This window comes from Phycisphaeraceae bacterium, from assembly GCA_019636795.1.
Taxonomy (GTDB): Bacteria; Planctomycetota; Phycisphaerae; order Phycisphaerales; family UBA1924; genus JAHBWW01.
In genome coordinates, this window is record JAHBWW010000001.1 from 529,004 (window position 1) to 555,175 (window position 26,172).

Annotated in this window: 20 protein-coding genes; 8 read left to right on the forward strand and 12 right to left on the reverse strand. The window is 61.2% G+C overall.

Features of this window, described 5'->3' with window-relative positions; all coding sequences use genetic code 11:
• Nucleotides 1-26: 26 nt before the first annotated feature.
• Complete coding sequence (locus tag KF757_02240; protein MBX3321791.1) at nt 27-2,285, forward strand: hypothetical protein; 2,259 nt, start codon at nt 27-29, stop codon at nt 2,283-2,285.
• Nucleotides 2,286-2,521: 236 nt separating this feature from the next.
• Nucleotides 2,522-4,411: a hypothetical protein gene (locus tag KF757_02245; GenBank protein MBX3321792.1), complete on the forward strand. Its 1,890-nt coding sequence runs from the start codon at nt 2,522-2,524 to the stop codon at nt 4,409-4,411.
• Nucleotides 4,412-4,513: 102 nt separating this feature from the next.
• Here the strand turns inward: KF757_02245 and KF757_02250 are convergent, their stop codons facing one another.
• From KF757_02250 to KF757_02295, 10 genes are all read right to left on the reverse strand, one after another.
• Complete coding sequence (locus KF757_02250; protein MBX3321793.1) at nt 4,514-5,848, reverse strand: GGDEF domain-containing protein; 1,335 nt, start codon at nt 5,846-5,848, stop codon at nt 4,514-4,516.
• Nucleotides 5,845-6,381, reverse strand: a complete 537-nt coding sequence (locus KF757_02255) for a hypothetical protein (protein ID MBX3321794.1) — start codon at nt 6,379-6,381, stop codon at nt 5,845-5,847. Before KF757_02255 ends, KF757_02250 begins: the two co-directional genes overlap by 4 nt.
• 137 nt (nt 6,382-6,518) lie before the next feature.
• Entirely contained in the window at nt 6,519-7,625 is a 1,107-nt protein-coding gene (locus tag KF757_02260; GenBank protein MBX3321795.1) for a glycosyltransferase, read from the reverse strand.
• Complete coding sequence (locus KF757_02265; GenBank protein ID MBX3321796.1) at nt 7,622-8,833, reverse strand: FtsW/RodA/SpoVE family cell cycle protein; 1,212 nt, start codon at nt 8,831-8,833, stop codon at nt 7,622-7,624. The genes KF757_02260 and KF757_02265 overlap by 4 nt, the downstream gene beginning before the upstream one ends.
• Nucleotides 8,834-8,930: 97 nt before the next feature.
• Nucleotides 8,931-10,652 carry a 30S ribosomal protein S12 methylthiotransferase RimO gene (gene rimO, locus KF757_02270; GenBank protein MBX3321797.1) on the reverse strand — a complete coding sequence of 574 codons (1,722 nt, stop codon included), beginning with the start codon at nt 10,650-10,652 and terminating at the stop codon, nt 8,931-8,933.
• Nucleotides 10,642-11,157 (reverse strand): hypothetical protein, encoded by a 516-nt coding sequence (locus KF757_02275; GenBank protein MBX3321798.1) that lies wholly within the window; start codon nt 11,155-11,157, stop codon nt 10,642-10,644. Before KF757_02275 ends, rimO begins: the two co-directional genes overlap by 11 nt.
• 206 nt (nt 11,158-11,363) lie before the next feature.
• Nucleotides 11,364-11,675 (reverse strand): ATP-dependent Clp protease adaptor ClpS, encoded by a 312-nt coding sequence (locus tag KF757_02280; protein ID MBX3321799.1) that lies wholly within the window; start codon nt 11,673-11,675, stop codon nt 11,364-11,366.
• Nucleotides 11,676-11,736: 61 nt separating this feature from the next.
• Nucleotides 11,737-13,062, reverse strand: coding sequence for a 50S ribosome-binding GTPase (locus KF757_02285; protein ID MBX3321800.1), 1,326 nt, complete (start codon nt 13,060-13,062; stop codon nt 11,737-11,739).
• Nucleotides 13,063-13,065: 3 nt separating this feature from the next.
• Nucleotides 13,066-15,333, reverse strand: coding sequence for a membrane protein insertase YidC (gene yidC, locus KF757_02290; GenBank protein MBX3321801.1), 2,268 nt, complete (start codon nt 15,331-15,333; stop codon nt 13,066-13,068).
• A 101-nt stretch (nt 15,334-15,434) separates the two neighbouring features.
• Nucleotides 15,435-16,214 (reverse strand): metallophosphoesterase family protein, encoded by a 780-nt coding sequence (locus KF757_02295; GenBank protein MBX3321802.1) that lies wholly within the window; start codon nt 16,212-16,214, stop codon nt 15,435-15,437.
• A 299-nt stretch (nt 16,215-16,513) separates the two neighbouring features.
• Between KF757_02295 and KF757_02300 the strand changes: the two genes are divergently transcribed.
• Complete coding sequence (locus KF757_02300) at nt 16,514-17,104, forward strand: ATP-dependent Clp protease proteolytic subunit (protein MBX3321803.1); 591 nt, start codon at nt 16,514-16,516, stop codon at nt 17,102-17,104.
• Between the two features lie 49 nt (nt 17,105-17,153).
• Nucleotides 17,154-17,774 carry an ATP-dependent Clp protease proteolytic subunit gene (locus KF757_02305; protein ID MBX3321804.1) on the forward strand — a complete coding sequence of 207 codons (621 nt, stop codon included), beginning with the start codon at nt 17,154-17,156 and terminating at the stop codon, nt 17,772-17,774.
• 6 nt (nt 17,775-17,780) lie between these two features.
• Here the strand turns inward: KF757_02305 and KF757_02310 are convergent, their stop codons facing one another.
• Entirely contained in the window at nt 17,781-17,963 is a 183-nt protein-coding gene (locus tag KF757_02310) for a hypothetical protein (protein MBX3321805.1), read from the reverse strand.
• 179 nt (nt 17,964-18,142) lie between these two features.
• Here KF757_02310 and KF757_02315 point away from each other — a divergent pair, with 179 nt between their 5' ends.
• The gene (locus KF757_02315) at nt 18,143-19,240 is read left to right on the forward strand and encodes a hypothetical protein (protein ID MBX3321806.1); all 1,098 of its coding nucleotides are present in this window, start codon (nt 18,143-18,145) and stop codon (nt 19,238-19,240) included.
• A 3-nt stretch (nt 19,241-19,243) separates the two neighbouring features.
• Here the strand turns inward: KF757_02315 and asnB (KF757_02320) are convergent, their stop codons facing one another.
• Nucleotides 19,244-21,115: an asparagine synthase (glutamine-hydrolyzing) gene (gene asnB / locus KF757_02320; protein ID MBX3321807.1), complete on the reverse strand. Its 1,872-nt coding sequence runs from the start codon at nt 21,113-21,115 to the stop codon at nt 19,244-19,246.
• A 118-nt stretch (nt 21,116-21,233) separates the two neighbouring features.
• Between asnB (KF757_02320) and KF757_02325 the strand changes: the two genes are divergently transcribed.
• From KF757_02325 to KF757_02335, 3 genes are read left to right on the forward strand one after another with little or no spacing between them, the layout of a single operon-like run.
• Nucleotides 21,234-22,238: an NAD-dependent epimerase/dehydratase family protein gene (locus tag KF757_02325; GenBank protein MBX3321808.1), complete on the forward strand. Its 1,005-nt coding sequence runs from the start codon at nt 21,234-21,236 to the stop codon at nt 22,236-22,238.
• A gap of 51 nt (nt 22,239-22,289) precedes the next feature.
• Complete coding sequence (asnB, locus tag KF757_02330) at nt 22,290-24,377, forward strand: asparagine synthase (glutamine-hydrolyzing) (GenBank protein ID MBX3321809.1); 2,088 nt, start codon at nt 22,290-22,292, stop codon at nt 24,375-24,377.
• Nucleotides 24,374-26,152, forward strand: a complete 1,779-nt coding sequence (locus KF757_02335; protein ID MBX3321810.1) for a hypothetical protein — start codon at nt 24,374-24,376, stop codon at nt 26,150-26,152. Before asnB (KF757_02330) ends, KF757_02335 begins: the two co-directional genes overlap by 4 nt.
• Nucleotides 26,153-26,172: the final 20 nt, after the last annotated feature.

Here is a 26,172-nt window from a genome sequence, read left to right on the forward strand (position 1 = left end):
CATGTAGACCTGAAGGGGAGTCCAAAATGAAAAAGTTTCTAGCCTGCCTCGCGCTGTCGGGCTCGGTGGCCTTTGCAGCCTCCGATCTCAGTTCACCTCTCATCCCTCAAGCCGAGCAGACCACTCCGCACGCCACGACCTTCACGCTCGATCAAGAAGGTTATCAGGCATTGCTCGGGGTGCAGTCTGTGGTCATGACTGATTTCGTACTGGCCGATGGTGTCGAGGCCACACTGCGCCTCTCACGTCGCAATGTTTTCGCACCGGGTGCCGAACTGCTCCTCATGACCGATGACGGCGAGGTCCGCCTCGAACAGCCCGAGATGGCCATGTTCGGTGGATACATCGACGGCGACCCCGATTCAACCGTCTTCCTCTCCTTCTCGCCCTTCGGCGTCGAAGGGTTCATCGATGCCATGGGCCAGACCTGGATCATCTCCTCCGGTGCCTACGCCGACGAGCTGCCCATCGCGATCTTCAATCTCACCGCTCTTCCCGAAGGCATCATCAACTGGGCCGAGTTTCAGTGCAACGCCGACCAACTCGATCAGAACATGCGACCGATCGATCCCCAAGGCGGCCAGTCACCCCGCGGCGTCGGCGGCTGCTTCAACATCGACTTCGCGATCGAAACCGATCAGGAATACCTCGGCATCTTCAGCGGCAACCAGACCGCAGCCAACACCTACCTCGCCACACTCTGGGGCGCAATGACCGAAATCTACACCCGAGACGTCAACACCACGCTCACCGTCGTCTGGACACGCCTCTGGACCACAACCGACCCCTGGAACTCGGGCAACACCACTGACCAGCTCTTCCAGTACCGCGACTACTGGCAGGCCAACATGGGCTCCGTCCAACGCGACCTCGGACACTTCATCTCCGGCCGCGGCCTCGGCGGCGGCGTCGCATGGCTCCCAGGAATCTGCGGCGGACAATTCGCCTACGGCCTCAGCGCCAACATGAACGGCTTCTTCCCATACCCAATCCAGAACAACAGTTCGCAGAACTGGGACCTCATGGTCGTTTCCCACGAAATCGGCCATAACGTCGGAGCGCCCCACACCCACCAGGCAACCCCCGTCATCGACGGCTGCGGCAACGGCAACTGTAACGTCGGGCAGAACGGCACCATCATGTCCTACTGCCACACTTGCCCCGGCGGAATGTCCAACGTCCGCATGGAGTTCCACCCCCTCACCATCGACAACGGCGGCGGACCCGGCGCGAGCATCATGCCCACCCTCAACGACTCCAACTGCGGCCTTCAGACCGCATGCTCCGGCATCGCCTTCGTCTTCCCCAACGGTCTCCCGGCGTTCGCTCAGCCCAACGGTTCGACCGTTCTGCTTGTCGATGCAGTCGGTGCGGTTGACCAGCCAGTTCCCGGCACTGGCATGCTGCACTATGACAACGGGTCCGGCTTCACCGCTGTGGCGATGACCGAAAACTCTCCCAACTCATACTCCGTCAATCTCCCCGCAACGGCTTGCGGCGGAAACATCGAGTACTTCGTCTCCGCCATGGCATCTGACGGCAACACCTACTACAGCCCGTCCAATGGCTCCAACACTGTCCCGGTCGCCACCTCCGTCGCAACGTATATCGATCTGAACTTTGAAATCGCTGGCGGGTGGTCCGTTCAGAACATCGCAGTCACCGATGGCGGTTGGGAGCGAGGCATTCCCGCTGGCGACGGCTCACGTCAGGACCCCACCTCTGACTATGACGGTTCCGGGCAGTGCTGGCTTACCGGCAACCGCCCAGGCAACAGCGACCTCGACGGTGGACCCACCATTCTCAACAGCCCTATCTTCGACCTCTCAATGACCATCAATCCCACGCTCAGGGTCGCACGGTGGTTCCAACTGGCCACCACCAACGATGACACCTTCTCCATCGAAGTCTCTGACAACGGCGGCTCAACATGGGTTGTTGCCAACAGTGTCACCGGTTCAGTGAGTGGGTGGAACCTCGTCACGTTCCAGATCTCAAACTACGTCTCGCTCAACAACCAGTTCCGTGTACGATTCGTAACCTCTGACAACCCCAACAACTCTGTGCTCGAAGCCGCTATCGATGCCCTTCGCATCTCTGAAATGATTTGCGCTCCCGCATGCCCCGCCGACTGGAACGGCGACGGAGTGCTCGACTTCTTCGATGTCCAGGCTTTCCTCGCCGACTTCAGCGCTCAGAATCCTGATGCTGATCTCAACGGCGACGGCAACTTCGACTTCTTCGACGTCCAGATCTATCTGGGCATCGTCTCGGCCGGTTGCTGAATCAACTTCCCTCTGACACCTGCACGAGCACCCTGGAAACGGGGTGCTCGTCGTTTTTGTACCCCGGAACAAGTAAGAAATGGCACATTTTCTGCCGATTCGCCCTCCCCTTCCTGAGAGAAACTCCTTCCAAAGTGCAGAAGACTCATGGAGCCTGCATCTCGATGCTGGCGCCGACGAGCCGGGTGTGCGGCCCCAAAGCTCGCCATGTGCCCCGCCGCAACGGAGTCGTCGCGATGAACGCAAACCGGTCCATGCAGATCTTGCTCGGTCACATTATTTCGCTGCCTCGCATGTCACGTGTCCTCGCCTGCACCGGGCTTGTCATGTTGTGCAGCGTGGCACAAGCCCAGTTTACCGTCAACGCTTTCTTCGACGCGCCAGCGGTCAATCCTGTTCTCGGGTGTGATGCCGATGCATCGATCCCCGGCGACCAGTGCACACTGCGCTCCGTGATTCAGCACATCAATACACTCCCGCCCGGAAACTACACCATCACGATGCCCGTTGGATACTTTCTGCTCAGCCACACAGGGCATGCAGAAGACGCTGGCGTGACCGGCGATCTCGATGTCCATCGCAACATCGCCATCCGCGGGGGCGGACTGGGCGCAACATTCATCGACGCTTCAGTCCTCGGCGATCGCATCTTCGACGTCCGTGCCGCAGTTCGACTCTCGCTCGCCGATCTTGGGCTCTACAGCGGCACGGCGGTTCCCGGTGTGGTCGGTGTCGAGTCTGGCGGTGCAATTCGAGCCGTTGCTGGCAGCACCATCGAATTGAGCAATACCGAAGTCAGCGGCTGTTCCGCTACCGGTGGCATCACGGCACACGGCGGAGCCATCGACACACTTGGAGATCTCATACTCACCAACTGGAACCAGTTTCACAACAACCGAGCAACCGGTTTCGGCGGGGCAGTCCATCTCGCGGGAACTGGCAGCATCGTCGGGGCTTACTTCGACCACAATCGCGCCGATCGCGATGGAGGCGCAATCCGTACCACCGTCGCCAGTCCCAACCTCCGCATCATCAGCACACGCTTCTTCCGTAATGATTCCTCAGCAGCCGGTGGAGCCATCAACGTCCGTGGTCCAACCTCCGTCGATGCCTGCGACTTCGAGGGAAATACCAGCGTCGGTGTCGGAGGCGCCATCAACACCTTCTCAACTCTCGACATCACCAGCACCCGACTCTTCGGCAACGCCAGCCAATCCGGCGGCGGAGCCCTCAACGTCGCAGGCCTCGCTGTCGCAACCATCCGCGACTCCATGCTCGAAGCCAACTTCGCCCACACCAGTGGCGGCGCGATCACCAACTCCAACTCATGCACTATCCACAACTCAACACTCGCGGGCAACATCGCTCACGGCGATCAACTCAACGAACTCGGTGGCGGCGCTATCTACAACTTCCGCAACCTCACAATCATCAACTCCACAATCAGCCACAACACCACCCCCAACGGCCTCGGAGGCGCAATCCTCAACCTCACCGGCGGCGATATCAACCTCGTCCATGTCACCCTCGGCTACAACACCGCCATGCTCCCAGGCACCGCCGACACCATCCACAACGGCACGCCCTCGGGGGGTGCAACCCTTCGCTCAACGCACACCATCTTCGTGAACATTCCAGGATCGATCAACCCAGGCGTCACAGGCACATCGCTCCCGCTCATCTCCCTCGGCTTCAACTTCGACGCCGACGGCACCGCAGGTTTCGCAGGCCCCGGCGATATCAACGGCACACTCGCCATGCCCATCGACCCCCTCATCAGCCCACTCGGACTCCACGGCGGACCGACTCTTACCCAACGTCTCATGCCAGGCAGCCCATGCATCGACGCCGGCAACATCAACTTCAGCGTCGATCCCAACGGAAACACAATCATCGAAGATCAACGCCACCACCCTCGCCCGTGGTACCAGCCCGACATCGGCGCATTCGAACGCCTCTGTATTGCCGATTACAACAACGATGGAGTGGTCAACTTCTTCGATGTTCAGGCATTCCTCGCCGACTTCGCCAGCCAGCACCCCCGCGCAGACCTCAACCTCGACGGCGCGCACGACTTCTTCGATGTCCAGATCTTCCTGGCAAACTTCTCAGCCGGTTGCCCATAACACGCTCGACTTCACACGTCGCACGCAGCATCACAAACCACAACGGGCGCACCGCCGCAACACGCGACTGCGCCCGCTGTCATTGTCTGCGCTCACCCGCGATCAGGCGTCGGCTTCGTCCACGCACTCGCGCATCGCGCCCGGACCCAACTTCAGCGCGTTCTTCCCCTGCTTCTTGCTCTCGATCGCCAACTGATCGGCCCGCTCCAGCAGCGACTGCGGATCCTGCCCGTCCCACGGATACGTTGCCAGTCCACCCGAAATCGTCAGCGATCCAGGTGCGTCCTGGCCAAGTTTCGGGAACGCTGCCCCGCAGATCTGTGACTGAAACCGCCGCGCGATCCGGTAGATCGAATCCGGCGGCTTGCTCGTCGGTACACGCGGGCCACGCGGTTCATAAAAAATCACCGCAAACTCATCGCCCCCGATGCGGCACACCCGGTCCGAAGGCCGAATCACGCTCCGCAACAGCCGCACCGTCTCGCGCAGAATCTCGTCACCAGCGGCATGCCCGTGCTGATCGTTAAACTGCTTGAAACCGTCAAGGTCGAACACCATCACCGTCACGCTGTGCCGGGCACGCTTGGCCTGATCAATTGCATTCGACAGGTACCGTTCGAAGTATCGGCGATTCCACGCCCCCGTCAGCGGGTCAGTCAACGCTTCAAGCCTCTGATACCGATTCTGCTGTTCGAGCGTCAGCCACGCGCCCAGCCACACCGCATGCGCATCCAGATTCGCTTGAGTCGCCGGCGGCTGAGCGATCAGATATCCGACCCGTCGGCCCTCGACCAGCACCTCCGACGCAATCGATCCATCGCCTTCTGCCTGATGCCCCGCGAACGACACCGCATCATGTTCGAGACGTTCGCGGATCAACTTCAGCGCGACATTCAACACCTCGCCGCCGCCCAGCACCCGCTCGATCAGTTCCAGATCGCCCACTGCGCGGGCACTGCTCGGAACATCGCTTCGGCCGGCAAACACCTCGATCGCCGGAACTAGAAACTCGCCCCCAAGGCGCATCTCGACGATTGATCTCAGTTCGTCGGGCTTCATGTCGCTTGTCACCACCCCGTGGATCATGTCTCGAAGTGTCGGCTCACACGGACCAATGTGCACAATGCACAGTGTCCGATCGACGAAACTCATCGCTTCGATAAAATCTTTCGTAGCCGGTACAGGAGACGAGCCCGCAGAAAGCGCCACGACCACCGGAACCCCCGGCACCGGGGGGGTGGAACTGACGACCGCCACCACCTCGATCAGCGAGCGCAGACGGGCCACTTCCACTGCCGGGTCCCGGAGCAGTTCATCCACATTTCCATCGCTCCCTACCACGAGGACACGAAGTCCGCGCAGTGGGGGGCCGCCAGTTGTGACGCCTGCGTAGTCCACTGATTTCTCTCGATCGAGTACGATGTCTACACACATCATGCCTCAGAATTCCCCGCCTGATCAGGGTGTTTCAAAGAAGCAAGCTCTCGACTGGTCAAAATGGAGGGCTGAGTTTCCCCACCTTCACAATTTTGTTCTACGTTATCGGACTCTTCAGCCTCAGCGACAACTTCCTCAGAGATCTTGAGCCCGTCCTCATCCATCGGATCCCGGTGGCTTGCCGAGGCCATGATGTTCGTACTTGCCATCGCACGCAGTTTCGGCTCGCGCTCAGCGTCATACACCCAGTGCGTCGCCTGAGGGGCATAACGCTCGGCTACCTCCAGCACGTCCGAAACCGAACGCAAGCGCCCAGGCTCCATCAGCAGCAGGATCAGCGGCGTGTGCGCATCATGCTGATACAACCTGCACAGCTCGGCTGTCGCCCAACTTGCCGTATCGCATTCAACAAACCACACGCCACGCTGCGAAAGCGCAAGCCGCAGATCGGCAGGAACCTCCGCACGCGAAGGGTGCCACAGCACACACCGTGCATGCGGGCGGTAGGGGTTATCACCCGAAACAGAACTCATAGATCGAGTCTAGCCTCCCTGATTCGCGGGTAGTCGTAGGCACGTTACGCCACGGTTACGCCCGGCGTGTCTGCCGCTCTGGGTCTTCCCCCTGAGCAATTGCCCGCACTTCTATAAGCGTGATACGTGATTCCTGCTCACAGGTTTTGCAGGGCGATTGCAATCTCGTCGGCCCCATCCCCCGCCCCGACCTGCGCGAGCTGCTGACGCAGTCCCTGACGCAACGCATCATCCGAAAGCAATCGGCCCACGATCGCCCCGTGCGCGCGCACATTCGCATCGGCGTCGATGAGATCCTCGATCAGAATCGCCCCCTCGGAGTCCACCAGTGGCTGCACGTTGTGCTTCTGGTGCGCGTCGCGATGATACGGATAAGGCATGAATATGGTCGGAATGCGATTGATCCAGACTTCTGCGACACTTCCCGCGCCGGCCCGCGAAAGCGCCGCATCGCACGCACCCCACATGAGTCCGACCTCATCCACAAGCCCAACTACCCGCGCACTCACAGACAGCGCACGATAACGGCCTTCGACTTCTTCATGCTGATCTTCCCCGGCCTGATGCAGAATCTGCCAGCCCTCGAACATCTCAGGGTGCTGTGCACACAAACCGAGCACAAACTCGTTGATCGAGCGCGCGCCCTGGCTCGCGCCAGTGACCAGCAGCGTGCGCATCGCAGGATCCAGACCCAGTCGCTCGCGACACTCAGCCGCGCTCGCAGCGACCCGGGCCGCACTTCGCACAATGGGCCCGACCCGCGTCGCACCTGCAAATGCGTATGTCGAAAACACCCGGTCGACGCGCGGCGCGAGAAACCGATTCGCGCGTCCAGGTACAGCGTCCAGATTCACCAGCACACGCCGGACTCCGAGCGATCGTGCAGCCCATACTGCTGGCGGCGAGACGAACCCTCCCATAGCCACCAGCACGCATTCATCCGCTCCGATCGACCACTCATCGAAGCAGGCCCGCATAGCGCGCCTGCACGCGCGCACCACGCCAGGCCACGTTGCAGCGAAGCGCACGAGCACCTTCGGTGAAACGCCAAATGGCTGTGCGGGCACGGTGTCAAAATCGAGTCCGCTTCCATCGAGCACACGCTGGTCGATCGAGCGCGTCGAACAGATGACGCTGATGTGCATTCCCGGTTGATGATGCTGCAGATGCTCAGCGATGGCGATCGAGGGATAGATGTGTCCCCCGGTTCCGCCTCCAGCGAAGATCACGCCTTTTGCGCTCACAAGGGCACCGGCTCGGCCAAGTCGTTGTCGGGCATCGTTCGTGCGTGCCGACGATCCATCGCGACCAGAAGCCCGAGGCAACCGGCGGTGAGCACCCAGCCCGTGCCCCCGGCACTGAGCAGCGGCAGGGCGATGCCCTTGGTCGGACCAAGCCCGGTGACCACGAGGAGATTGATCGTGGCCTGAATCAAGAGCGTGGCCAGCACACCAAACCCCCCGAGCCGAAGCAGCGCGTTGGGCTCGCGGCTCAGGATCCCGACGATGGTCCACGCAAGGACAGCGTACAGGCCGAGGATCAGTGCTGCCCCCCCGATGCCGAGTTCTTCGCAGATGACAGCGAAGAGAAAGTCGGTCTGGTCTTCAGGCAGATAGCCGAATTTCTGGAGGCCGTGCCCGAGTCCACGCCCCGTGAGTCCGCCGCCGGAGACCGTGGCTAGTGACTGGATCATGTGGAAACCCGTGCCCTGCGGGTCGGCGTACGGATCGAGGAACGCGACGATGCGGTCAATGCGGTAGGGGTTCTGAACGATGGCAGCAGCGACGCCCGCTATCCCCACACCCAGAAACAGGGCGAAGTGTCGCCATCGTGCGCCGGCTGCGAGCAGCATCAGTCCCGCAGCCATGGCCATCAAGGCTCCCGTGCCGAGGTCCTCCTTGACAACGAGAGCTGAGACCGCGCCAACGCAGGCGATGATGGGCAGGAATCCGAACCAGAACGTACGCAGACGCTCGCGCCCGACCCAGACGCAATACGCAGCGACGAGCCAGACGAGCGCCCACTTGGCGACTTCGCTGGGCTGAAAAGAATCCAGCGGTCCGAGATTGATCCAGCGGTGCGATCCGTTCCTGGGCCTGGCGATTCCCGGCCAGTAAACCGTCGAGAGAATGACCAGCAGCACGCCCGCGCCAAGGGCGGTGAGGATCGCGGGCCGCTTCAGTCGGCCGAAGTCTTCGATCACCCCTGCGACCGCGCCGATCGGGAGCAGGGCAGCACAGGTCAGGGCCCCCAGGGCGAGCACCATGTGCATGGTTGCGGGGCTCATCAGAATGGACTTGAATGTCACGCCATTGGCCGCGATGCCCCTGGTCGCGCTGTCTTCGCGGATTTCGATCTTGGCCACATGCATCGACGCGGAGTTGACCATCACCACTCCGATGGCCAGCAGCGCCAGCGCGCACAAGATCACCATGTGACCGGGGCGGATCATGCCAACATTATCGGCACCCGGACGCCAGTTCGTGCAGGCAACTCTTCGGGCCCGAGAGTCATCTTCAGTTTGTCGAAGCAGGGGTGCATATCAGGCGTCAGATCAGCGGCAGGCCGATGCGTTTTTCGAGTTCAACCACGGGCCGGGCGATCAGGTCGTACCCGTCCGAGCCGACGATGGTGCATCGGACCAGTTCGCCCGGCGACAAGGTTTCACGCGAGCGCACGATGGTCGTGGCGTCGATTTGCGGGGCCTGAAAATAGGTCCGCCCCGCATACACCCTGACCTGCGGCGAGCCGGGGTCAAGCCCGATCGATCGATCGATCAGCACATCGAACTGGCACCCCGACTCGGTCGGGCGCGAGGGGTCGAACTGCTCAGCGAGAAATGTTGCCTGCTCGTGCGCGATGCCCTGCTGCAAGGCCATGATTTCATCGTGGCGACGCTGCTTGATCTCAGCCGGGACCGCCAGCGCCGGGTCATCTTCCATCGAGCCAGCGACAGTTCCTTCCTCGCGGCTGTACTGAAAGCAACCGACCGCGTCGAACCCGACATCTTCGATGAAGGCCAGTAATTGCTCGTGGTCTTCCTCGGTTTCGCTGGGGAACCCGGTGATGAACGTTGTCCGAATCGCCATGCCTGGAATGCGATCACGCAGCTTGTGCATCAGTTCGTGCTGCTGGCTTGCCAGCACGTTGCGCCGCATGGCGGTGAGGACGCGGTCCGATGCGTGCTGAAGCGGGATGTCGATATAAGGCAACAAGTGCCCATCGCTGACCAGGGCAGCAAAGGCGTCGATGATCTCGTCGGAGAAGTTAGACGGGTAGGCGTACATGAGCCGGAGCCAACCACGCCCGATTTCCTGCGAAACGGTGTCGGACAAGGCTTTGAGCACGCGAGGCAGGCCGGCACCAAAGAGGTCCGCATTAGCAAGTGCCCCACGGGCTGGTCCGCCCAGTCCGACTCCGATGTCGTCGCCATAACTGGTCGTGTCCTGCCCGATGAGCAGAAGTTCGTAGGCTCCGTCGCGCAGGAGTTCGCGGGCTTCATCGACGATGCGGTCGACGCCCTTTGAACGCATCTTGCCTCGGATGGACGGGATCGTGCAGAACGCGCAGTTCTGGTTGCAGCCTTCGCTGATGCGCAGATATGCATAGTGCCTCGGCGTGAGGCGCAGACGGGCAGAATCATCCTCGAAGTATCCGATGCCCTTGCCATCTTTGCCGTTGACAGTCAGGCCCGTGGTTGCCATGCCTTGGTCGCGGGCTTTGACCAGCGCGTTGGCGTGGATCCAGTACTTCGGTGCAGTCTCGGCGGTTGGTTCCGAGCCGACTCGAACATCGGCCCCGCTCATGCCGCGCACCGCTTCAAGCACCTTTTCCCGATCGAACACCCCGATCATGGCATCAATGCCGGGCGCCCATTCGAGCATCTTGGCCCGATGCCGCTGAACCAGACATCCGGCCACGACGACGCGCTTGACCTCGCCGCGTTCCTTGGCAGCGATCGCATCGTGGATCACGCCTAGAGATTCCTGCTTCGAGGCTTCGAGGAAGCCGCAGGTGTTGATGACGACGGCGTCGGCGGGCGTGATGCGGCCTGTGGTCGCGCTGGAGTCCTGTTCCGAACCCGCCAGCGAGAGATCGTCGTGTTCGTTATCCGTCGATGCGTCTGCAGAGACGGGCAAAATCCCGTCCTCAGCCAGCAGGCCGAGCATCTTCTCCGAATCGATCAGGTTCTTCGGGCAACCCAGACTCACAAACGAGACCGTGCGGATCTCGCTGTCAGCCGGAGGCAAAGTCTGGGATTCATGGTGCATCGCTCAATGGTATCGCTCGGCCTGACGCGAAGGCGTCCTTGGCCAATTTGGCCAGTGACGATGGATCGAGGTTTCCCATCGGGTAGTACATCCGGATTGCAGCGTCGAGGGTCTCGGGATTGGACAAAACGAATCGGCAGGGGTGGGGGATGCGCCACCCGACGAACCGCATGGCACGCGGCAGGCCCGGGGTATCGGTTGCGACCACCAGTTCGCGCCCTTCGAAGCGCAAAGGCACGATACGGAACTGCCATGCCTGGCGCCGGTCGATTGCTGCCAATGCGTCGGGCGATGCCGCTTCGACGGTTGGATCCATCCACTCGGCCATCTGTGAGAACTGAACCGCCCAGGCCTGTTCGACGCTGCGGGCGTCGATGCCGAACATCTCTTCAGCCACCACACCGAATGGTCGGCCATGCTCTTCCTGAGCGAGCAGGATCTGGCGACGTTGTTCATCGGTGAGCAAGCCTTGCTCGACCAGCAGTTCACCCAGACGCATCGTCATGATCGGCCCTTTCGGTTCCGACCGGCGCGGGGCAGGTCGGCAGCAAGGGTCATCGGCTGTGGGTGCCAGGCCGGTTCAGGTTCGACCGTGATCGCGCAATGATTGCGCCCGTTTACATGCACTGGGAAACCAGAGCCGCGCACGATGGCCCGATGCGATGAAAGTCGTCGAAAATTTGAAAACTTCCTTGACGACGGAGGGGCAGTTCAGAGCGCTGGCTCGATCGTGGCCGTCAGGTGCCGACTGCGGAGCCGATCGCGGTAGAGTTCCGCTCGCTCCTTGTGGGTCGTCATGACGAGCGAACGCCCACGGGCGTGCGCAACCTGCGTGATCTGCACAGCATGCTTTTCACGTACAGGCGTTACAGAGATCAGAGACATCACAACATACCCGAAGTCATTGACATCATCGTTGTGCAAGATGACGTGAAAAGGCGGAAGAATATTCGTCGCGGGAGGAGCCACCTCCGGCTTGATGTCGGGTGGCTTGACCGTTGATGTCGGGGAGTCGCTGCTCAAATTCCGTCTCCTGCGCCTCACAGCGTACCAGATAGATTCGGCAAATGCGAGCGCTTTTGCATTACTTTCCTATGCAGAATTGCGCAAAGATCCGACCAATCACGTCGTCCGGAGTGATGCGCCCGGCAAGTTCGCCAATGAGATCGAGGGCACGCCGCAAACTTGAAGCAACCAGGTCAGCATTTGTAAGTCCATGTTCCGGCTGATCTTGCAACACGCCGGCCGCTGCGAGCAGGCTGCTGTGCGCGCGTCGCGCGACCTCGCGATGACGCGGAATCAGGGTCGAATCGGCCGCTCGCACACTTCCGTGTGCACAAAGCGCGATCTTGTGGGTCAGGCGTTCGAGGTGCCACCCGTCGAGGCTGCACACACTCAGGATTTCGGGCGAGAATATGACATGCGAGTCAACTTTGGTGCGAACACGCACCCTCTCGGGCCATGTCGGATCAATCCAGTCGAACGCCCCTTCGGGATCGCACGCGATGAGGAGATCCGCGTGTTCGATTGCGCGCCGCGCGCCGGCTTGTGCTGCGAGTGAGAGGTCATCGCACGCATCAAGATCCAGGCCCGGTAAATCGGCCAGCAGCACGGCGTGCTGCGCGTCGAGCACCCATCGTTCGACGATGACATCGCGCGTCGTGCCGGAGATCGGCGACGCCACCACGCGCGTGTGCCCCAGCAGAGCATTGAACAGGCTCGACTTTCCCGCGTTGGGTTTGCCCACAATCACCACGAGAGGCTCGGGCCCGTTCCATGGCTCGGGTGCGACGCTTCCGGTCGCTACCTCGATGGTGCCCGCGAGCGCTTCGAGTCGCTCACGCAATGCGCCGGCGCCGATCGCGACAACGTCTTCTTCCTCCGCAAAGTCAATGCCGCTCTCGACCAGCGCCAGCAGCGATGCGATTTCGTCAGCCCACAAGCGGTATTCTTCGCCCGCACGCCCGCTGAGCACTCGCTCGGCCGCTGCAACATGCTCCGAGGTCTGCGCAGCAACCTTGGCCGCGACCCCCTCTGCCTGCGCGAGCGTGAGTCTGCCTGCAAGATACGCCCGTGCTGTGAACTCGCCAGGCTCGGCATGGCGCACGCCTTGCACGGTGCTCAGCACAGTCATGAGACGTTCGATCAGGGTGTCACTGTTCACAAGAACGAGTTCGGCTGCTTCCTCGCCGGTGTACGACGCAGGCGCGACGTAGCGAACAAGGAGCATCGGCAGGTCGGGTAAGGCGTCGCATCTGGCCCGCACGCGCCAGGCCCCGCGTCGGCCAGGATCGTCGATCCCGATGGCGCGAAGAGCAACTGGTGTCGCAGGTCCCGCGAGGCGCACGATCGCTCGCCGTCCGATTCCGGCAGCACTCGCTCGCGCGACAATGGTGTCGCCGGTGAACATCGCTCACTTCCGACGCTTGAACTTCGGGTCTGTGCGCTCGGGGCGGTCGGGCGCGACATTGCGCACACGCTTCATCATGCGCTGGCTCGCCTGCTGTTGCGACTGACGCTCTTCAGCCATCTTCTGAAGTTTGGCAAGCAATCCCGTCGACTTCTTTGCCTTGGCCTGTTCGCGGATCTTGTCGGCATCGAGCAGGCCATGCTTGTTCATGTGCGCACGAATCCACTTGCTTTCTGCGATCGCCAGCGTCGAGTTCGTGATGAAATACAGCGCAAGCCCCGACGGCGCGGCATACATGAACACGGGGAACAGGACCACGCTCATGATCTTGACCATGCGCTGTGTCGACTCCTGCTCGGGCGTAAGCGTCGCACTCGTCGGCGGGGTCAGGAACTTCTGGTGGAAGTAAAACACCAGACCAAGCAGCAACGGCATCAGATTGATCGCGTCGATCTGCATCAGTCCGAAATCGAACGTTCGCCCGAGCGGAATGGCGTTGTCCGATCGCGAGAGGTCAGCCATGAACGTCCAGCCGCCGAGCTGCTGAAACACGCCGAAGAACGCAGGCTGATGGCGAAGTTCGACAGCGAAGAACAGCGTGGCGTACAGCGCGATCCAGACGGGAGTCTGAAGGAACATCGGAAGGCACCCGAGCATGCCGGCCGGATTGATGCCTTCTTCCTTCCACAGTTTGCCCATTTCCGCCTGCATGCGCTTCGGATCGTCTTTGAACTTCTCCCGGAGTTTCTGCTGCTTGGGTGCGATGCCCTGCATCTGCACGCCGAACTTCTGAAGGCGGATCTGGCTCCAGCGCGTGACCGGATGCAAACAGGTGCGCACGATCACGACGAGCAGAATAATGGCCAGTGCCCAGTCGCCCGTCAGACCATGGATGAATGTCAGGACATCGAGCAGCACCCGCGCGAGCCATTGAAATGTGCATACAGCGCACGGCCCGCCGAAGTTGTAGAGCACCATCCCGTCGAGACCCATCACGCGCGCGACAGTCTCTTTGCTGATGCTCGCGCGAGACAGCGGGCCGGCGTACACACCAAGGTCAAAGGGAGCACTCGTACCAGGGGCTACCACTGCGGGCTCACTCTCGACGAGCAGGACCACAACCGTGTTGTTCAGAATCTCGTTTTTCTTGAGTCCGCCAGGCATGCCGGGCACGAGGCCCGCGATGCGCTTGACGTTCTGCACGCGAAAGACTTTGTCCGTCGAAGCCGGGTCGATCAGCGGATGCAGTGAGACGCCAAAGTACCGCCCGGTCATGCCGACCCAGACGAGGCGATGCTCATCTTTGATGCTCAGGGCGTTCGGCCAGACTTGTTCAGAGACGGGAACGCTGAACGAACCGTTGGACTTCTTCACGCCGACAAGTGACGCGAAATCGGTGGTGTGGTTGTTGCTCAGCACCGCAAGGTCGCCAGCCTGCGATTGAGGCTTGAGCCAGAACCCGAAGCGAACGCGGCGTTTGTCTCCGCCGTAGCCTCCGGTTTCGGAGTCCATGCTGATCGGGCCGGTGTGAATCCAGCGAATGTCCAGAGGCTTGTCAGTCAGGTTGAATGCTCGCTGACGGATCGCCAGATCGTGCGAACCGAGCGCGAGGTCGATGGTGCGTTCGACGCGCACGACCGGATTGCCAGCGGCATCGTCAATGAACGCTTCGAACGAACCAGCCGGAGCACCCTCGCGCAAGCGCCAGACCGGTTCGCCCGCCGGGCCACTGGTCAGGTCCACTCGTGTGCCATTGACGATGAGCGATGTCAGGGCATAAGGCACCGCGATGCCGACCGCCCCCGTGTCGATTTCGTGAAGACTCTGAAGAACGATCTTCTCTTGCCCGGTCAAGTTCTGGCGGTGCTCACTCAACGTGAGCGTTTCAATGCCGACACCCAGTTCCGAAATACGGACTTCGAGCGCGTACCCGGTATTGGGGTCGTCGCTGCCGATGACAACAGTGCCCAGTGGCTGGGTGAAGACCCGTGCAGCAAGGCCTTCGATCGGTGCGTTGGTTGGCCTGACAGTCGTGATGGGAGTTGGCTGTGCGTCGGTCGTCTGATCAGAATCTGGCTGCCGAGTTGCAAGCGGGCTTTCGCCTTGATTCTCGACCTGGCTCCCGGTCTGGCTCCCGGTCTGGGCTTGTGCCGGCGTCTGAGGCGTTGCGGGTTTGCGGCCGATCGTGACGATGATGGCGATGAACAGCCCAAGCGCGAGGACCGCGATCGGGAGAATGATGCGAATGGGTGAGTTGTTCTTCCTCGCCATGGTGTGGATCCAGCCGGCGGGTGGAGCCGGGGACAACGATAGCCCCTGATTCGCGTTTTGACGCCGAAACTTTCTCATGGATCTGGCTGACGACCGGCCAACTACCGGCCTTCGAACAGGCGATCGCCCAGCCAATCATGCAGATCAGCGACCGACTTGATCTTGTCTGCCGTCACTTTGACGTTGTATTCAACGCGCCGGAACTCGACCCGATCGGGGTGGAGGATCGCGTAACTGGCACGAGGATCCTGATCCCGAGGCTGCCCGACCGATCCGACATTGATGACGCATTTCTCGCTGGGCGAGAACTGGTAGGTGCGATTTTCGCCCAGTTCATCCGGCGAGTAAAAGTCCGGCTCGCTCGTAAAAACGCCCGGCACATGCGTATGCCCGACCAGTGCGATGCGATCGACACGCTCGAAGATCGATTCGAGCTTGTCAGGCGCGTCGGTCGCATCGTCAGGAAAAATGTACTCGTTGATCGGTCGGCGCGGGGAGGCGTGGACCGCGAGCACGGGAATAGTTCCATCGGGTGGGGTTTCGACGACGCGCACCCGCAATCGGCCGAGAAAGTCGTAGCGAGCAGCACGAAGTTCGTGGTTGGTCTCGGCGTCGAACTGTCGGCGCGTCCAGAAGGCGCTGGATTCGGCGACCGGGTTGAAGTTGGTTGGTTCGTAAAGGACCCCGAAGTCGTGATTGCCCATGAGGGTCCACTGGCAGTGTTGGCGGACGAGATCGACAACTTCGAGGGGGTCGGGGCCGTAGCCCACGACATCGCCGAGGTTGATGATGCGCTCGATCCCTTTGTCGTGGATGTCTTCGAGGACCCTGCGCAAAGCTTCGGCGTTGCCATGAATGTCACTGATTACCGCTGTTGGCAAAGCCAGAATCCCCCTTTTGGCCCGAAGTATGGACCGAGAACTGCGAGGCCGCGACACATCGACTTATTGAACGTGCATGCTAGTGCGCCGCACCGGGTAGGGCAACGCGGGCCGAACGCCTCAAGAGCGAGACCTGCGCGTCGGCCTCACAGTCTTTCTTCTTTGGGTTTCCCTATCATGCCATAGGGGTCGGAGAGCCGATCGAGAGTTTCGCCGGGGAGTGGCTCCGGCGTCAAGCGTTTTGACCCCGCCGGAAGGCACTCCCTGAAAAAGGGTGTCTCGGGTACACGAGGGAGACCATGCCAGCAGCAAACATCAACTATCAGCGAACCCGCGAGATGACGATCGACGAGTTGCTCCTCGAAAACCGGATCGTCTTCCTGATCGGGGAAATCAACCATGCGTCCGCGGCCCGTGTGATGATGCAGATGCTCTACCTGGAGAATCAGCGTCGCAGTCAGGAGATCAGCCTGTATATCAACTCGCCTGGGGGGGCTGTGGATGACACGCTGGCGATTTATGACACGATGCGGTTCCTGTCGAGCGATATCGCGACATACTGCATCGGGCGGGCGTATTCGGGGGCAGCGTTGCTTCTGACTTCGGGGCAGAAGGGGCGCCGGTTTATTCTGCCGCACGCCAAGGTGATGATCCATCAGCCTTATGGCGGGGTGACGGGGCAGGCCGAGGACATTCGGTTGCAGGCCGAGCAGATCATCAAGAGCAAGAAGATTCTGAACCAGATCATCGCGGAGCACACGGGGCAGACGATCGATCAGGTGACGAAGGACTCGGAGCGCGATAAGTACTTCAGTGCGACCGAGGCCAAGGCGTACGGGCTGGTGGACGAGGTGCTGTCGTCGCCGCCGAAGGCAGCAGCCCAGTCGTAGTGCGTGACACGGACAAGAGTCAGTTGGAGTCAGGAGCAAAGGAACACTCATGCATTCAAGGTCAAACACGCTGGTCCCGATCGTGGTGGAGCAGACCGGTCGCGGGGAGCGAGCGTACGACATCTTCAGCCGGTTGCTCAAGGACCGCATCGTGTTCGTCACTGGTCCGGTGATGGACGACATGGCCAATCTGGTGGTGGCGCAGCTGCTGTTCTTGCAGAACGAAGATGCCGAGGCGGACATCCACGTGTATGTCAACTCGCCGGGCGGCTCGGTGACGGCGGGTCTGGCGATCGTCGACACGATGCAGTACATCGCTCCGGATGTGTGTACATACATCATCGGGCAGGCGGCGAGCATGGGCTCGGTCATTGCGGCGGCCGGAACCAGGGGTAAGCGCTACGCGCTCAAGAACAGCCGAAACCTGCTGCACCAGCCACTGATCTCGGGCGTGATGGAAGGGCAGGCAACCGACATCGAGATCGAGGCGCGCGAGATGCTGCGCCTGCGCGACCGATTGTACAAGATTTACTCGGACGCGACGGGGCAGCCGACCTCAAAAATCGAGACGGACTGCGACCGCAATCTCTGGCTTGATGACGGCGAAATGAAGTCCTACGGGCTTGTGGATCAGATTCTGGCGAGTCTGCCCAAGAACGCCAAGAATTGAGGCACGTCAGGAAGTGTGCGGCGTTGTCGACGTCTGACGCTCGATGTTGCGCCAGCGATCGAAGTGTGCGCGCAGATCGGCGCGGAAGGACTCGATGGGGCGACCACGCAGCCACGGACGTCGAGCGTCGGGTTGTGTGGTGCCTTGAACGTGATTGACGCGGTTCTGAGTGGTGTCGTCGGGACGCATCGGTGTGCCCTCCGAGACAAAGATGCGCCGCATTCGTGGGTTTGGCCCGCGATCTAATGAGAGCGTGTTGGGCACGCGCCTCCGAGGTGTGCGTACTTTCCCAGTTCATCAGTGCGCGGGGGTGATAATGTGCGGCCGGTGCAGGGTGTGGTGGGTATAGTGGCTCTATGCGCTACGCGATGATCATGGCTGGCGGTTCGGGCACGAGGCTTTGGCCGGTGTCTCGGCAGGGACTTCCCAAGCAACTTATTCAGTTCATTGATCGCCCGGGCCGAATCGTGGCAGCCTCGCTTCTCGAACTGGCAGCCGAACGCCTTGAAGGGCTTGTCGATCGCGAACATCGCTTCATCTGCACGGGCGAAGCCTATCGGACGGCCATTCTCGCCACGGTTCCGGGATTCAGCGATGAGCAGATCCTCGGCGAACCCATGGGGCGCGATACGGTCAACGCGGTCGGTCTCACAGCTGCGGTGCTGGCCAAGCGCGACCCGGACGCGGTGTTTGCGGTGCTGACAGCCGATCATCTGATCGAGCCGATCGAAGTGTTTCATCGCGCGGTCGAGACTGGCTTTGAACTGGTGGAAGGGGACGCGTCGCGACTTGTGACGTTTGGCATCAAACCGACGTTTGCAGCGACTGGGTTTGGGTACATCGAGCAGGCTGAGGCGATAAATGGAACGCAAGGGCTCGGGTTTCGCGTGGCGAGGTTTGTCGAGAAACCGGCGCTGTCCGACGCGACGCGCTATGTCGAGAGCGGAAGGTTTTTCTGGAATGCGGGCATGTTTGTATTTCATGCGCGCACATTTCTGGATCTTCTGGCCAGACACCGACCCGAGAGCCATGCGGGGCTGATGAAGATCGCCGAGGCTTGGGGGACGGATCGGCAAAGGGCGGTGCTTGAGGCTGTGTACCCGACGCTGCCGAAGATCAGCGTTGACTATGCGATTATGGAGCCGGCTTCGAACGACTCGAGCGTGAGTATTTGTGGCGTGCGGATGGATGTGCAATGGCTCGATGTCGGGAGTTGGCCGGCCTATGGCGAGACGATTGAACCGGATGAAAATCTGAACCGCGTTTCGGGGCCTGGGCATGCGATTTTTGAGGACAGTCGAGGAAATCTCGTGGTGACGTCAGGCCGCATCGGGCACACGGTTTCGTTGCTCGGGTGTGATGATCTGATTGTGATCCAGACGCCGGACGCAACACTGGTGATGCCGCGGGATCGGGCACAGGATCTGAAAAAACTGCACGAGCATGTGCCGAGCGCGCTCAAGTGAGGCTCATGGCTCGCCCACGTTGAATCGTTCTCGCCACGCGCCGAAGCAGATCACGCGCCACACCGCGTTGTCGTAGGGAAGTGCGCCAGAAGCTTGCGCCCGGAGTCGATGGCGGGTTGCATCGCTCAGCCACGAACGAGTGGCGTCGAGCCCGCGTTCGAGGAGTTGGGGTGTGCGTGGGTCGCGCTGCATCCAGAGCGCTTCGGGAGTGGCAAAAGCCACCTTGTCTGTGCGATCGAGGATGGCATCGGGCACAATGGAACGCAGTGCGCCGCGCAGAGCGACCTTGGTCAGACCTGCGTCGATCTTGTCGGTGGCATCAAGGCTCAGCGCGAGTTCGACAAGACTCGGAGCGAGAAAGGGAACGCGTGCCTCGATGCCGAAATGCATGGAGTTGCGGTCCTCGAAATGCAGGAGCATGGGCAGGCTGCTGTGCGAGATTTGGTCAAGGGACAACGCGCGCACGCTGCGCCAGCCGTGCGGTGCAGTGTCGAACGGATCGCGCCACTGGTCGAGGCGAGCAATCGGCGACGGGCGGCCCAAAGCCCGCATGCCGGACGGAAGGAGCGAGGCGATGGCTTGGGCAAGCTGTCGGAACATCGGGGTGCTGTGCAGGCGTGCGACCGCGCGTGCGTGCGACCATGCTGCGACTGGGCGAAGGGCGAGGAGATGTTCAGCGAGCGCGGCTTTGAAGAAGGCGTGGTACCCGCCGAATGTTTCGTCGGCACCTTGACCATCAAGCATGACCTTGATGCCGAGTCGGCGTGCATGCTCGAAGACCTTGAACTGTGCGAAGATCGATGGCGACCCGAATGGCTCGTCCTGCGCCCAGACGAGTTCGTCGAGTCGGTCGAAAAGTTCGCTGCCCTGCGGCTCGATGACGTGAAGTTGACAGCCCGACTGTTCACTGACAAGCGTGGCAAAGGCGCTCTCGTCCAGACCCGCGTTGCGGGTGCGGGCGTGGACGGCGATGAGAGAGTTTGAAGTATCGGTTGCATGCAGGGCAGTGCTGGCCAGCGCGACGACAGCCGACGAATCGATCCCGCCACTGAGGCATGAGCCGACGAGTACATCCGAGCGAAGCCGTCGTTCGACACTGGTGCGCAGCTCGTCGATCACCGAGCCGTTGCGGCGGGGGCGGTCTGGGAGCGAGTACCAGTCGCGAACATTCCATGCGGCTGGCTGGGCGGCTGGCTGGCTCAGATCGAGTTGGACGAACGATCCGGGGGGGAGTTGGGTTACACCCTCAAAAAGGGTAGAGGAACTGTGATCAATGAGTCCCCGATTAAGGTAGTCGAGGCTGCGATTGACATGAAGCGTGCCCACCCATTCAGGGTGTGCCGTAAAGGCTTTGATTTCACTGGCGAGGCAGAGATGGCCGCCAGGGGCGCGCCAGGAATAAAGAGGCTTGATTCCAAACTGGTCGCGCGCGATCAGGAGGGAGTTGCGGTCGAGGTCGAGAAAGAAAAGGGCGAACATGCCATCAAAATTGTTAAGCGCGTCGGGTCCGAGTTTCGTAAGTTGGTGGAGTGCGACTTCGGTGTCGGTACGGGTGCGGAAGCGCACGCCCGAGTGCTTGAGTTGGGTGCGAAGTTCGTGGAAGTTGTAGATTTCGCCGTTGAAGGAGAGATGTTGGCGGTCACTGGGGGTGGACATGGGCTGGAGGCCCGATGGAGTGGTGTCCTGGATCGCCAGTCGCGCGTGCGCAAGGGCAAGGGTCGCGGGCTGCCCGCGGGCGACCCGGGAGTGCTGGGTAAAGGTCTGGATTCCGGTTCCATCGGGGCCGCGGTGGGCGATGCGGGTGAGCATCTGGGCTGCGAGATCACCCAGATCGGGTTGTGGGGAGGGGGCAAGAATGGTGACCAGGCCGCACATGAGCGAGGACTCTACCGGGCCGGTGCAGCGTGGGCGCGGAAGTCTTGCGCAATTGACAACTTGACGGCTTGGTCGTAGCCTCGATCCTGAAGCGCACGCTCCTACTGGAGATTCATCTGTGAACATTTCGGGAAAAAAGGTCATGGTGATCGGTGGTGCCGGGTTGATCGGCAGCCACGTGGTTGATGAGTTGCTCAAAACCGACGTGGGGGAAGTGGTCGTGTACGACAACTTCTTTCGGGGGTCGTATGACAACTTGGCTGAGGCGCTGACGGACCCGCGTGTGACCATCTCGCCACACGGGGGGGATGTTCTGCACGAAGACATCCTGAACCGCGCCATGGAAGGGTGCCACGGGGTGTTTCACCTTGCAGCGTTGTGGATTCTTCAGTGCCACGAGTATCCGCAGACAGCGTTCGATGTGAATGTGCGCGGCACGTTCAACGTCATCATGGCAGCGATTCGCAACAAGGTCGAGCGCGTGGTGTACTCGTCATCGGCGTCGGTGTATGGCGATGCGGTCGAACTTCCGATGACGGAGGATCACCCGTACAACAACGACACGTTTTATGGCGCGACGAAGATTGCGGGTGAGCACTTTTTCAAGAGTCTGGGCAAGCGATACGGGCTCAACTGGACCGGTCTTCGGTATATGAATGTCTATGGCCCGCGGCAGGACTACAAGGGCGCGTACATCGCGGTGATGCACAAAATTCTTGATCGGATCGAGAGCGGGCGCTCGCCGGTGGTCTATGGCGACGGGAGCCAGCAGTACGACTTTGTGCATGTGACGGATGTTGCGCGGGCCAACGTGCTGGCGATGCAGTCGGATGTGAACGGGAAGAACTACAACGTCGGGCGCGGCATCGGGACGAGCATCAAGGACTTGACGCAACTGTTGCTTGATCTGACGGGCAGCGAGCTCGAGATCGAGTATGAAAAGGCCGGGTTGACCTTTGTGACGAACCGGATCGGGTGTCCGAAGGCTGCGGAGGCGGACCTGGGTTTCAAGTGGGGGGTCGATCTGCGTGACGGGATGCAGAGTCTGATCGAGTGGCGGCGCAACAATGAAGAAGCGCTGTCGAACAAGCAGCGTGCTTCAGGGGGCGTGCTGGCGTCGTGATCGAACGGACGGGCCGGACAACGATTGATTTGAGATAAGGGGTGCGCTCGCATGTGTGGCATCGCAGGGATCGTGAGCCTGAGCGGCCGACCGATTGACCCGAATACGCCTAAGCGGATGTGCGACCTGATTGCGCATCGCGGGCCTGATGACGCGGGGTATGTTTTTTTTCATCATGGCAGCAGCGACACGGGGCGAGGCTCGTCGTGGGCGCGATTTGCGGATGCCGAGTTCAGGCACATCAACGAGCATCTGCCGATTTTTGGCGGTGACTATTCGCGGACCGAACTGGCGGAGCGCGAGTTTACGGTTGGGTTCGGGCACAGGCGTCTTGCGATCCTGGACCTTTCGCCGGCGGGTCATCAGCCGATGTGCACGTCTGACCGCATGCTGTGGATCGTGCACAACGGGGAGGTCTACAACTTTCCGCAACTGAGAGCGGATCTTGAGGCGCGCGGATATCGCTTTCGCAGCGGGACAGACACGGAAGTCATTCTGTCGCTCTGGGAAGAGTACGGCCCCGAATGTGTGAAGATGCTCGATGGCATGTTCGCATTTGCCATTTATGATCGGCGTGATAACTCGATGACGCTGGTGCGCGATCGCTTCGGCGTCAAGCCGGTGTATTACGCAATGGTCGGCGACACGCTGCTGTTTGCGAGCGAAGCCAAGGCGCTCTTTGGCAGCCGCATTCTCAAGCCGGAAATAGACCCGGCGACGCTGGTCGAGTACATGACATTTCAGAATACGTTTACGCGGCAGACGATCTGGCGCAATGTTTCGATTCTGCAGCCTGGGGAGATGTTGCGTGTTGAGCCCGGCTCGGGGCGCCAGCCGAAGCTTGTGCAGTATCACTCGATGGCGACGGCGCTGGACGGCGCAATGGAAGACGAGGATCGTTGTGTCGGGCTCGTGGCTGAGCACTTCGGGCGGGCGGTGCAGCAGCAGTTGATCAGCGATGTGCCGGTGGGGTCGTATCTCTCGGGCGGGATGGATTCGGGCTCGATTGTTGCGGTCGCTGGCAAAACGATCGATCGGTTGCACACGTTTACGGGCGGGTTCGATCTGACGAATGTGAATGGGATCGAACAGGGGTTTGACGAGCGGCGGATGGCTGAGCAACTGAGCCACCTGTTGCAGACCGAGCACTATGACGTGGTGTTGCACGCGGGCGACATGCCGGCCGCGATGGAGAGATTGACGTGGCACATGGACGATCCTCGCGTGGGGATGTGCCATCAGAATTGGTATGTTGCGAAGCTTGCGAGTCGGTTTGTGAAGGTCTGCCTCGCGGGGACCGGCGGAGACGAATTGTTTGCGGGATATCCGTGGCGGTATCGGGCAGCATTTGCCACAGCGGGAGTGCAAGAGTTTGATGATGCAATCTTGCGGTCGTGGCATCGACTGCTGCCTCCCGACCAGATGGCGGGGTTGTTTGCCGGTGATCTGCACATGCACCTTGATGAACCTCGGCGGCGCTTCGAGACCGTGATGCAGGATGCGCCGCAATGGAGCGGTGCGTTCGGCCGGGCGGAGAACCTGACGCATCGAGCACTGTACTTTGAAGCGGCAACGTTTCTTCATGGTTTGCTGGTGACGGACGATCATATTTCGATGGCGCACAGTCTTGAGACGCGGGTGCCGTTCCTTGACAACGCGCTGGCGGAGCTTGCGTGGCGTATTTCGCCAGCGGTGAAGTTGAAGATGGATGGGCTGCGCGGCGAGAGCAGCGGGAAGTTCATCGATTCGGCGGATGGCAAGCATGTTCTGCGCCGGGCGATGGAGCGGTACCTGCCGCGCGAGTTTGTGTACAACCGCAAGCAGGGGTTCAGCCCGCCGGATGAGAACTGGTATCGTGGGCCTTCGATGGATTACATCAAGTCGATTCTGCTGGACACGCAGACGACGACGAGGCCCTGGTTTGAGGCGCGGTTTGTGCAGGATCGGTTGAGCGAGCACTTCGAGGGTCGGCAGAACCATCGATTGCTGATCTGGTCTTTGTTGAGTTTCGAGTGGATCCAGAGGCACTTTGCCGACGGCCCGGCGTTGGTGCCCGATCCGGGCCTGCGATCGGTCAGGCCTGTGGTGCAGGTTCCGATTGAACGTGGTTCGGCCGCGACGTCCGAGCACACGGTGTGAAGCGCGATGCGCAGAGCGCGGTCATCGAACGGTCATCGCGCCTGGGCACGAGGGCAGCGATCGGGCGATACAGCGTATTGCTGCTCGATGCGGTGCGCATGCGCAAGGCGGATACGGCGGCAGTGATCGGGCTTGGGCTAGTGGGCGCGCTGGCGCAGGCAGGGGCGATCGGCGCGCTGTTGTCGTTTTTGAACGTGATGAGCAAGAGTGAGTCTGGTGGTTCGGTCCATTGGGCGTGGTTCGATGTCGAGCGGGGCATGTCGGGGCTGATCGTGGTCAGCGCGGTGCTTGCGGGGATGCTCCTGGTCGCGACGGGTGCGAGTTATCTGTCGGCGCGGCGTGCGCGAGCGATCGGGCGTGCGTGCACAGAGCGCAGCGTGGAGAGACTGATTCGAGTCGTAGCCGAGATGCCGGTGGGGGCGAATCGTGGAGACCTGGAAAGCCCCCGCACACTGGCGGTGCGTGGCTCGCGTTTGATGGGGTTGTCGGCGGAGAGCGCGATCAAACTGTTTCACCCGCTGGTGCAGATTGTGGTGTTGCTCGGCGCGCTTGTGTACATAGATTTTGGAGCGACACTGTGGCTTGTGCCGGCGATGCTTCTGCCGTTGCCTGTGCTGTGGAAGTTCAACAAGAGCGTGCGTCGATCGGCGAGGCTTTTTTATGAGTCCGCAGCTGCCGGGTTTGGGCGTGCGGCCGGTTCGGCGATTGATACAGTTGATCAGACGAGCGTGACCAACAAGACCTTGTGCGAAGCGGCCATCAGCCAGTATCGCGCGAGCCCGGCGGTGGCCGACTATTTTCGCGCGTATGACGACATGTCGCTCACCGCCGATCGCGCGGTGCTGATTACATCATCGTTCCGACCGCTTGTGCTGGGATATGTGCTGGTGGTGCTCGGGTCGCGGGCTTTGAGTGGCGCGATGGACTGGGCACAGATCATCGCGTTTGTCGTGGTGCTTGTGCAGATATTGGGGCGTGCTGAGGGAGTCATTGCGACGTTTTCGGTGCTGAACCGGTTGTACACGCAGGTGGCAGCGTATATGAGGTTCATCGAGCGCGGCGCGGAACTTTCTGGCGCGGCCGTTGCGAAGAGGGCCGAGTTTCCGATTGTCGTGCAGTGCGATGGCGAGCGCGTTGAGATCGCGCCGGGCTCTGCGGTGCAGATTTACTCGGGGCATACTCTGTCGCGGTTGACCGCGGGCGATGTGCTCGACGCGCTGGCGGCTGCGTCAGAAAGCGGGGCTCAAGTGGTGCGAGCAACCGCATTTGTCGGCAGGCGCTATCGCCCGCGCGGGGATCGCTACGGTACGCTCGCGGCAGGCGAGCCGGGCCAGGACGCGTGGGTCTGTGAAATCGCAGAGAGGCTTGAATGTGCGAGCGAAGTGCGTGCTGCGCTTGATGGCATTGTTGACGATGAGACGTGGAACGGGCTGAGCGAAGTGGCGCGTGTGCTGTTGCAGATCGGTCCGATCCTGAGGAGCGAGGCACAACTGATCGCGTTTGACATGGCGCTCCTGACGGCACTGGAGCGGGCCGACGCCGACCGGGTGATGGACGTGCTGGCGCATCGTGCGGTGCTGATAGTCGCGCCGGACTATCGCTCGGGCATGCCATGGGCCACGAGCGCGATTGTGATGGAGGATCAAAGGGTGGTCGCGGTGGGCTCGCGCGATTGGTGGAATCGGAGCACGCTGCGCGAGCGACTGACAGCGGGCGCCAAGCAGGGCCGAAGCCGGCGCGATGATGCGTTGGATGTCGAAACTGATCTGGTGTAGGCTGGTGAGCGAAAGGCCAA

Bases quoted from the DNA above. Each gene is read 5' to 3' on its own strand.
- KF757_02240 (MBX3321791.1), top strand. From the start codon at position 27: ATGAAAAAGTTTCTAGCCTGCCTCGCGCTGTCGGGCTCGGTGGCCTTT.
- KF757_02245 (MBX3321792.1), top strand. From the start codon at position 2,522: ATGAACGCAAACCGGTCCATGCAGATCTTGCTCGGTCACATTATTTCG.
- KF757_02250 (MBX3321793.1), bottom strand. From the start codon at position 5,848: ATGATGTGTGTAGACATCGTACTCGATCGAGAGAAATCAGTGGACTAC.
- KF757_02255 (MBX3321794.1), bottom strand. From the start codon at position 6,381: ATGAGTTCTGTTTCGGGTGATAACCCCTACCGCCCGCATGCACGGTGT.
- KF757_02265 (MBX3321796.1), bottom strand. From the start codon at position 8,833: ATGATCCGCCCCGGTCACATGGTGATCTTGTGCGCGCTGGCGCTGCTG.
- rimO (MBX3321797.1), bottom strand. From the start codon at position 10,652: ATGCACCATGAATCCCAGACTTTGCCTCCGGCTGACAGCGAGATCCGC.
- KF757_02275 (MBX3321798.1), bottom strand. From the start codon at position 11,157: ATGACGATGCGTCTGGGTGAACTGCTGGTCGAGCAAGGCTTGCTCACC.
- KF757_02285 (MBX3321800.1), bottom strand. From the start codon at position 13,062: ATGTTCACCGGCGACACCATTGTCGCGCGAGCGAGTGCTGCCGGAATC.
- yidC (MBX3321801.1), bottom strand. From the start codon at position 15,333: ATGGCGAGGAAGAACAACTCACCCATTCGCATCATTCTCCCGATCGCG.
- KF757_02300 (MBX3321803.1), top strand. From the start codon at position 16,514: ATGCCAGCAGCAAACATCAACTATCAGCGAACCCGCGAGATGACGATC.
- KF757_02305 (MBX3321804.1), top strand. From the start codon at position 17,154: ATGCATTCAAGGTCAAACACGCTGGTCCCGATCGTGGTGGAGCAGACC.
- KF757_02310 (MBX3321805.1), bottom strand. From the start codon at position 17,963: ATGCGTCCCGACGACACCACTCAGAACCGCGTCAATCACGTTCAAGGC.
- KF757_02315 (MBX3321806.1), top strand. From the start codon at position 18,143: ATGATCATGGCTGGCGGTTCGGGCACGAGGCTTTGGCCGGTGTCTCGG.
- asnB (MBX3321807.1), bottom strand. From the start codon at position 21,115: ATGTGCGGCCTGGTCACCATTCTTGCCCCCTCCCCACAACCCGATCTG.
- asnB (MBX3321809.1), top strand. From the start codon at position 22,290: ATGTGTGGCATCGCAGGGATCGTGAGCCTGAGCGGCCGACCGATTGAC.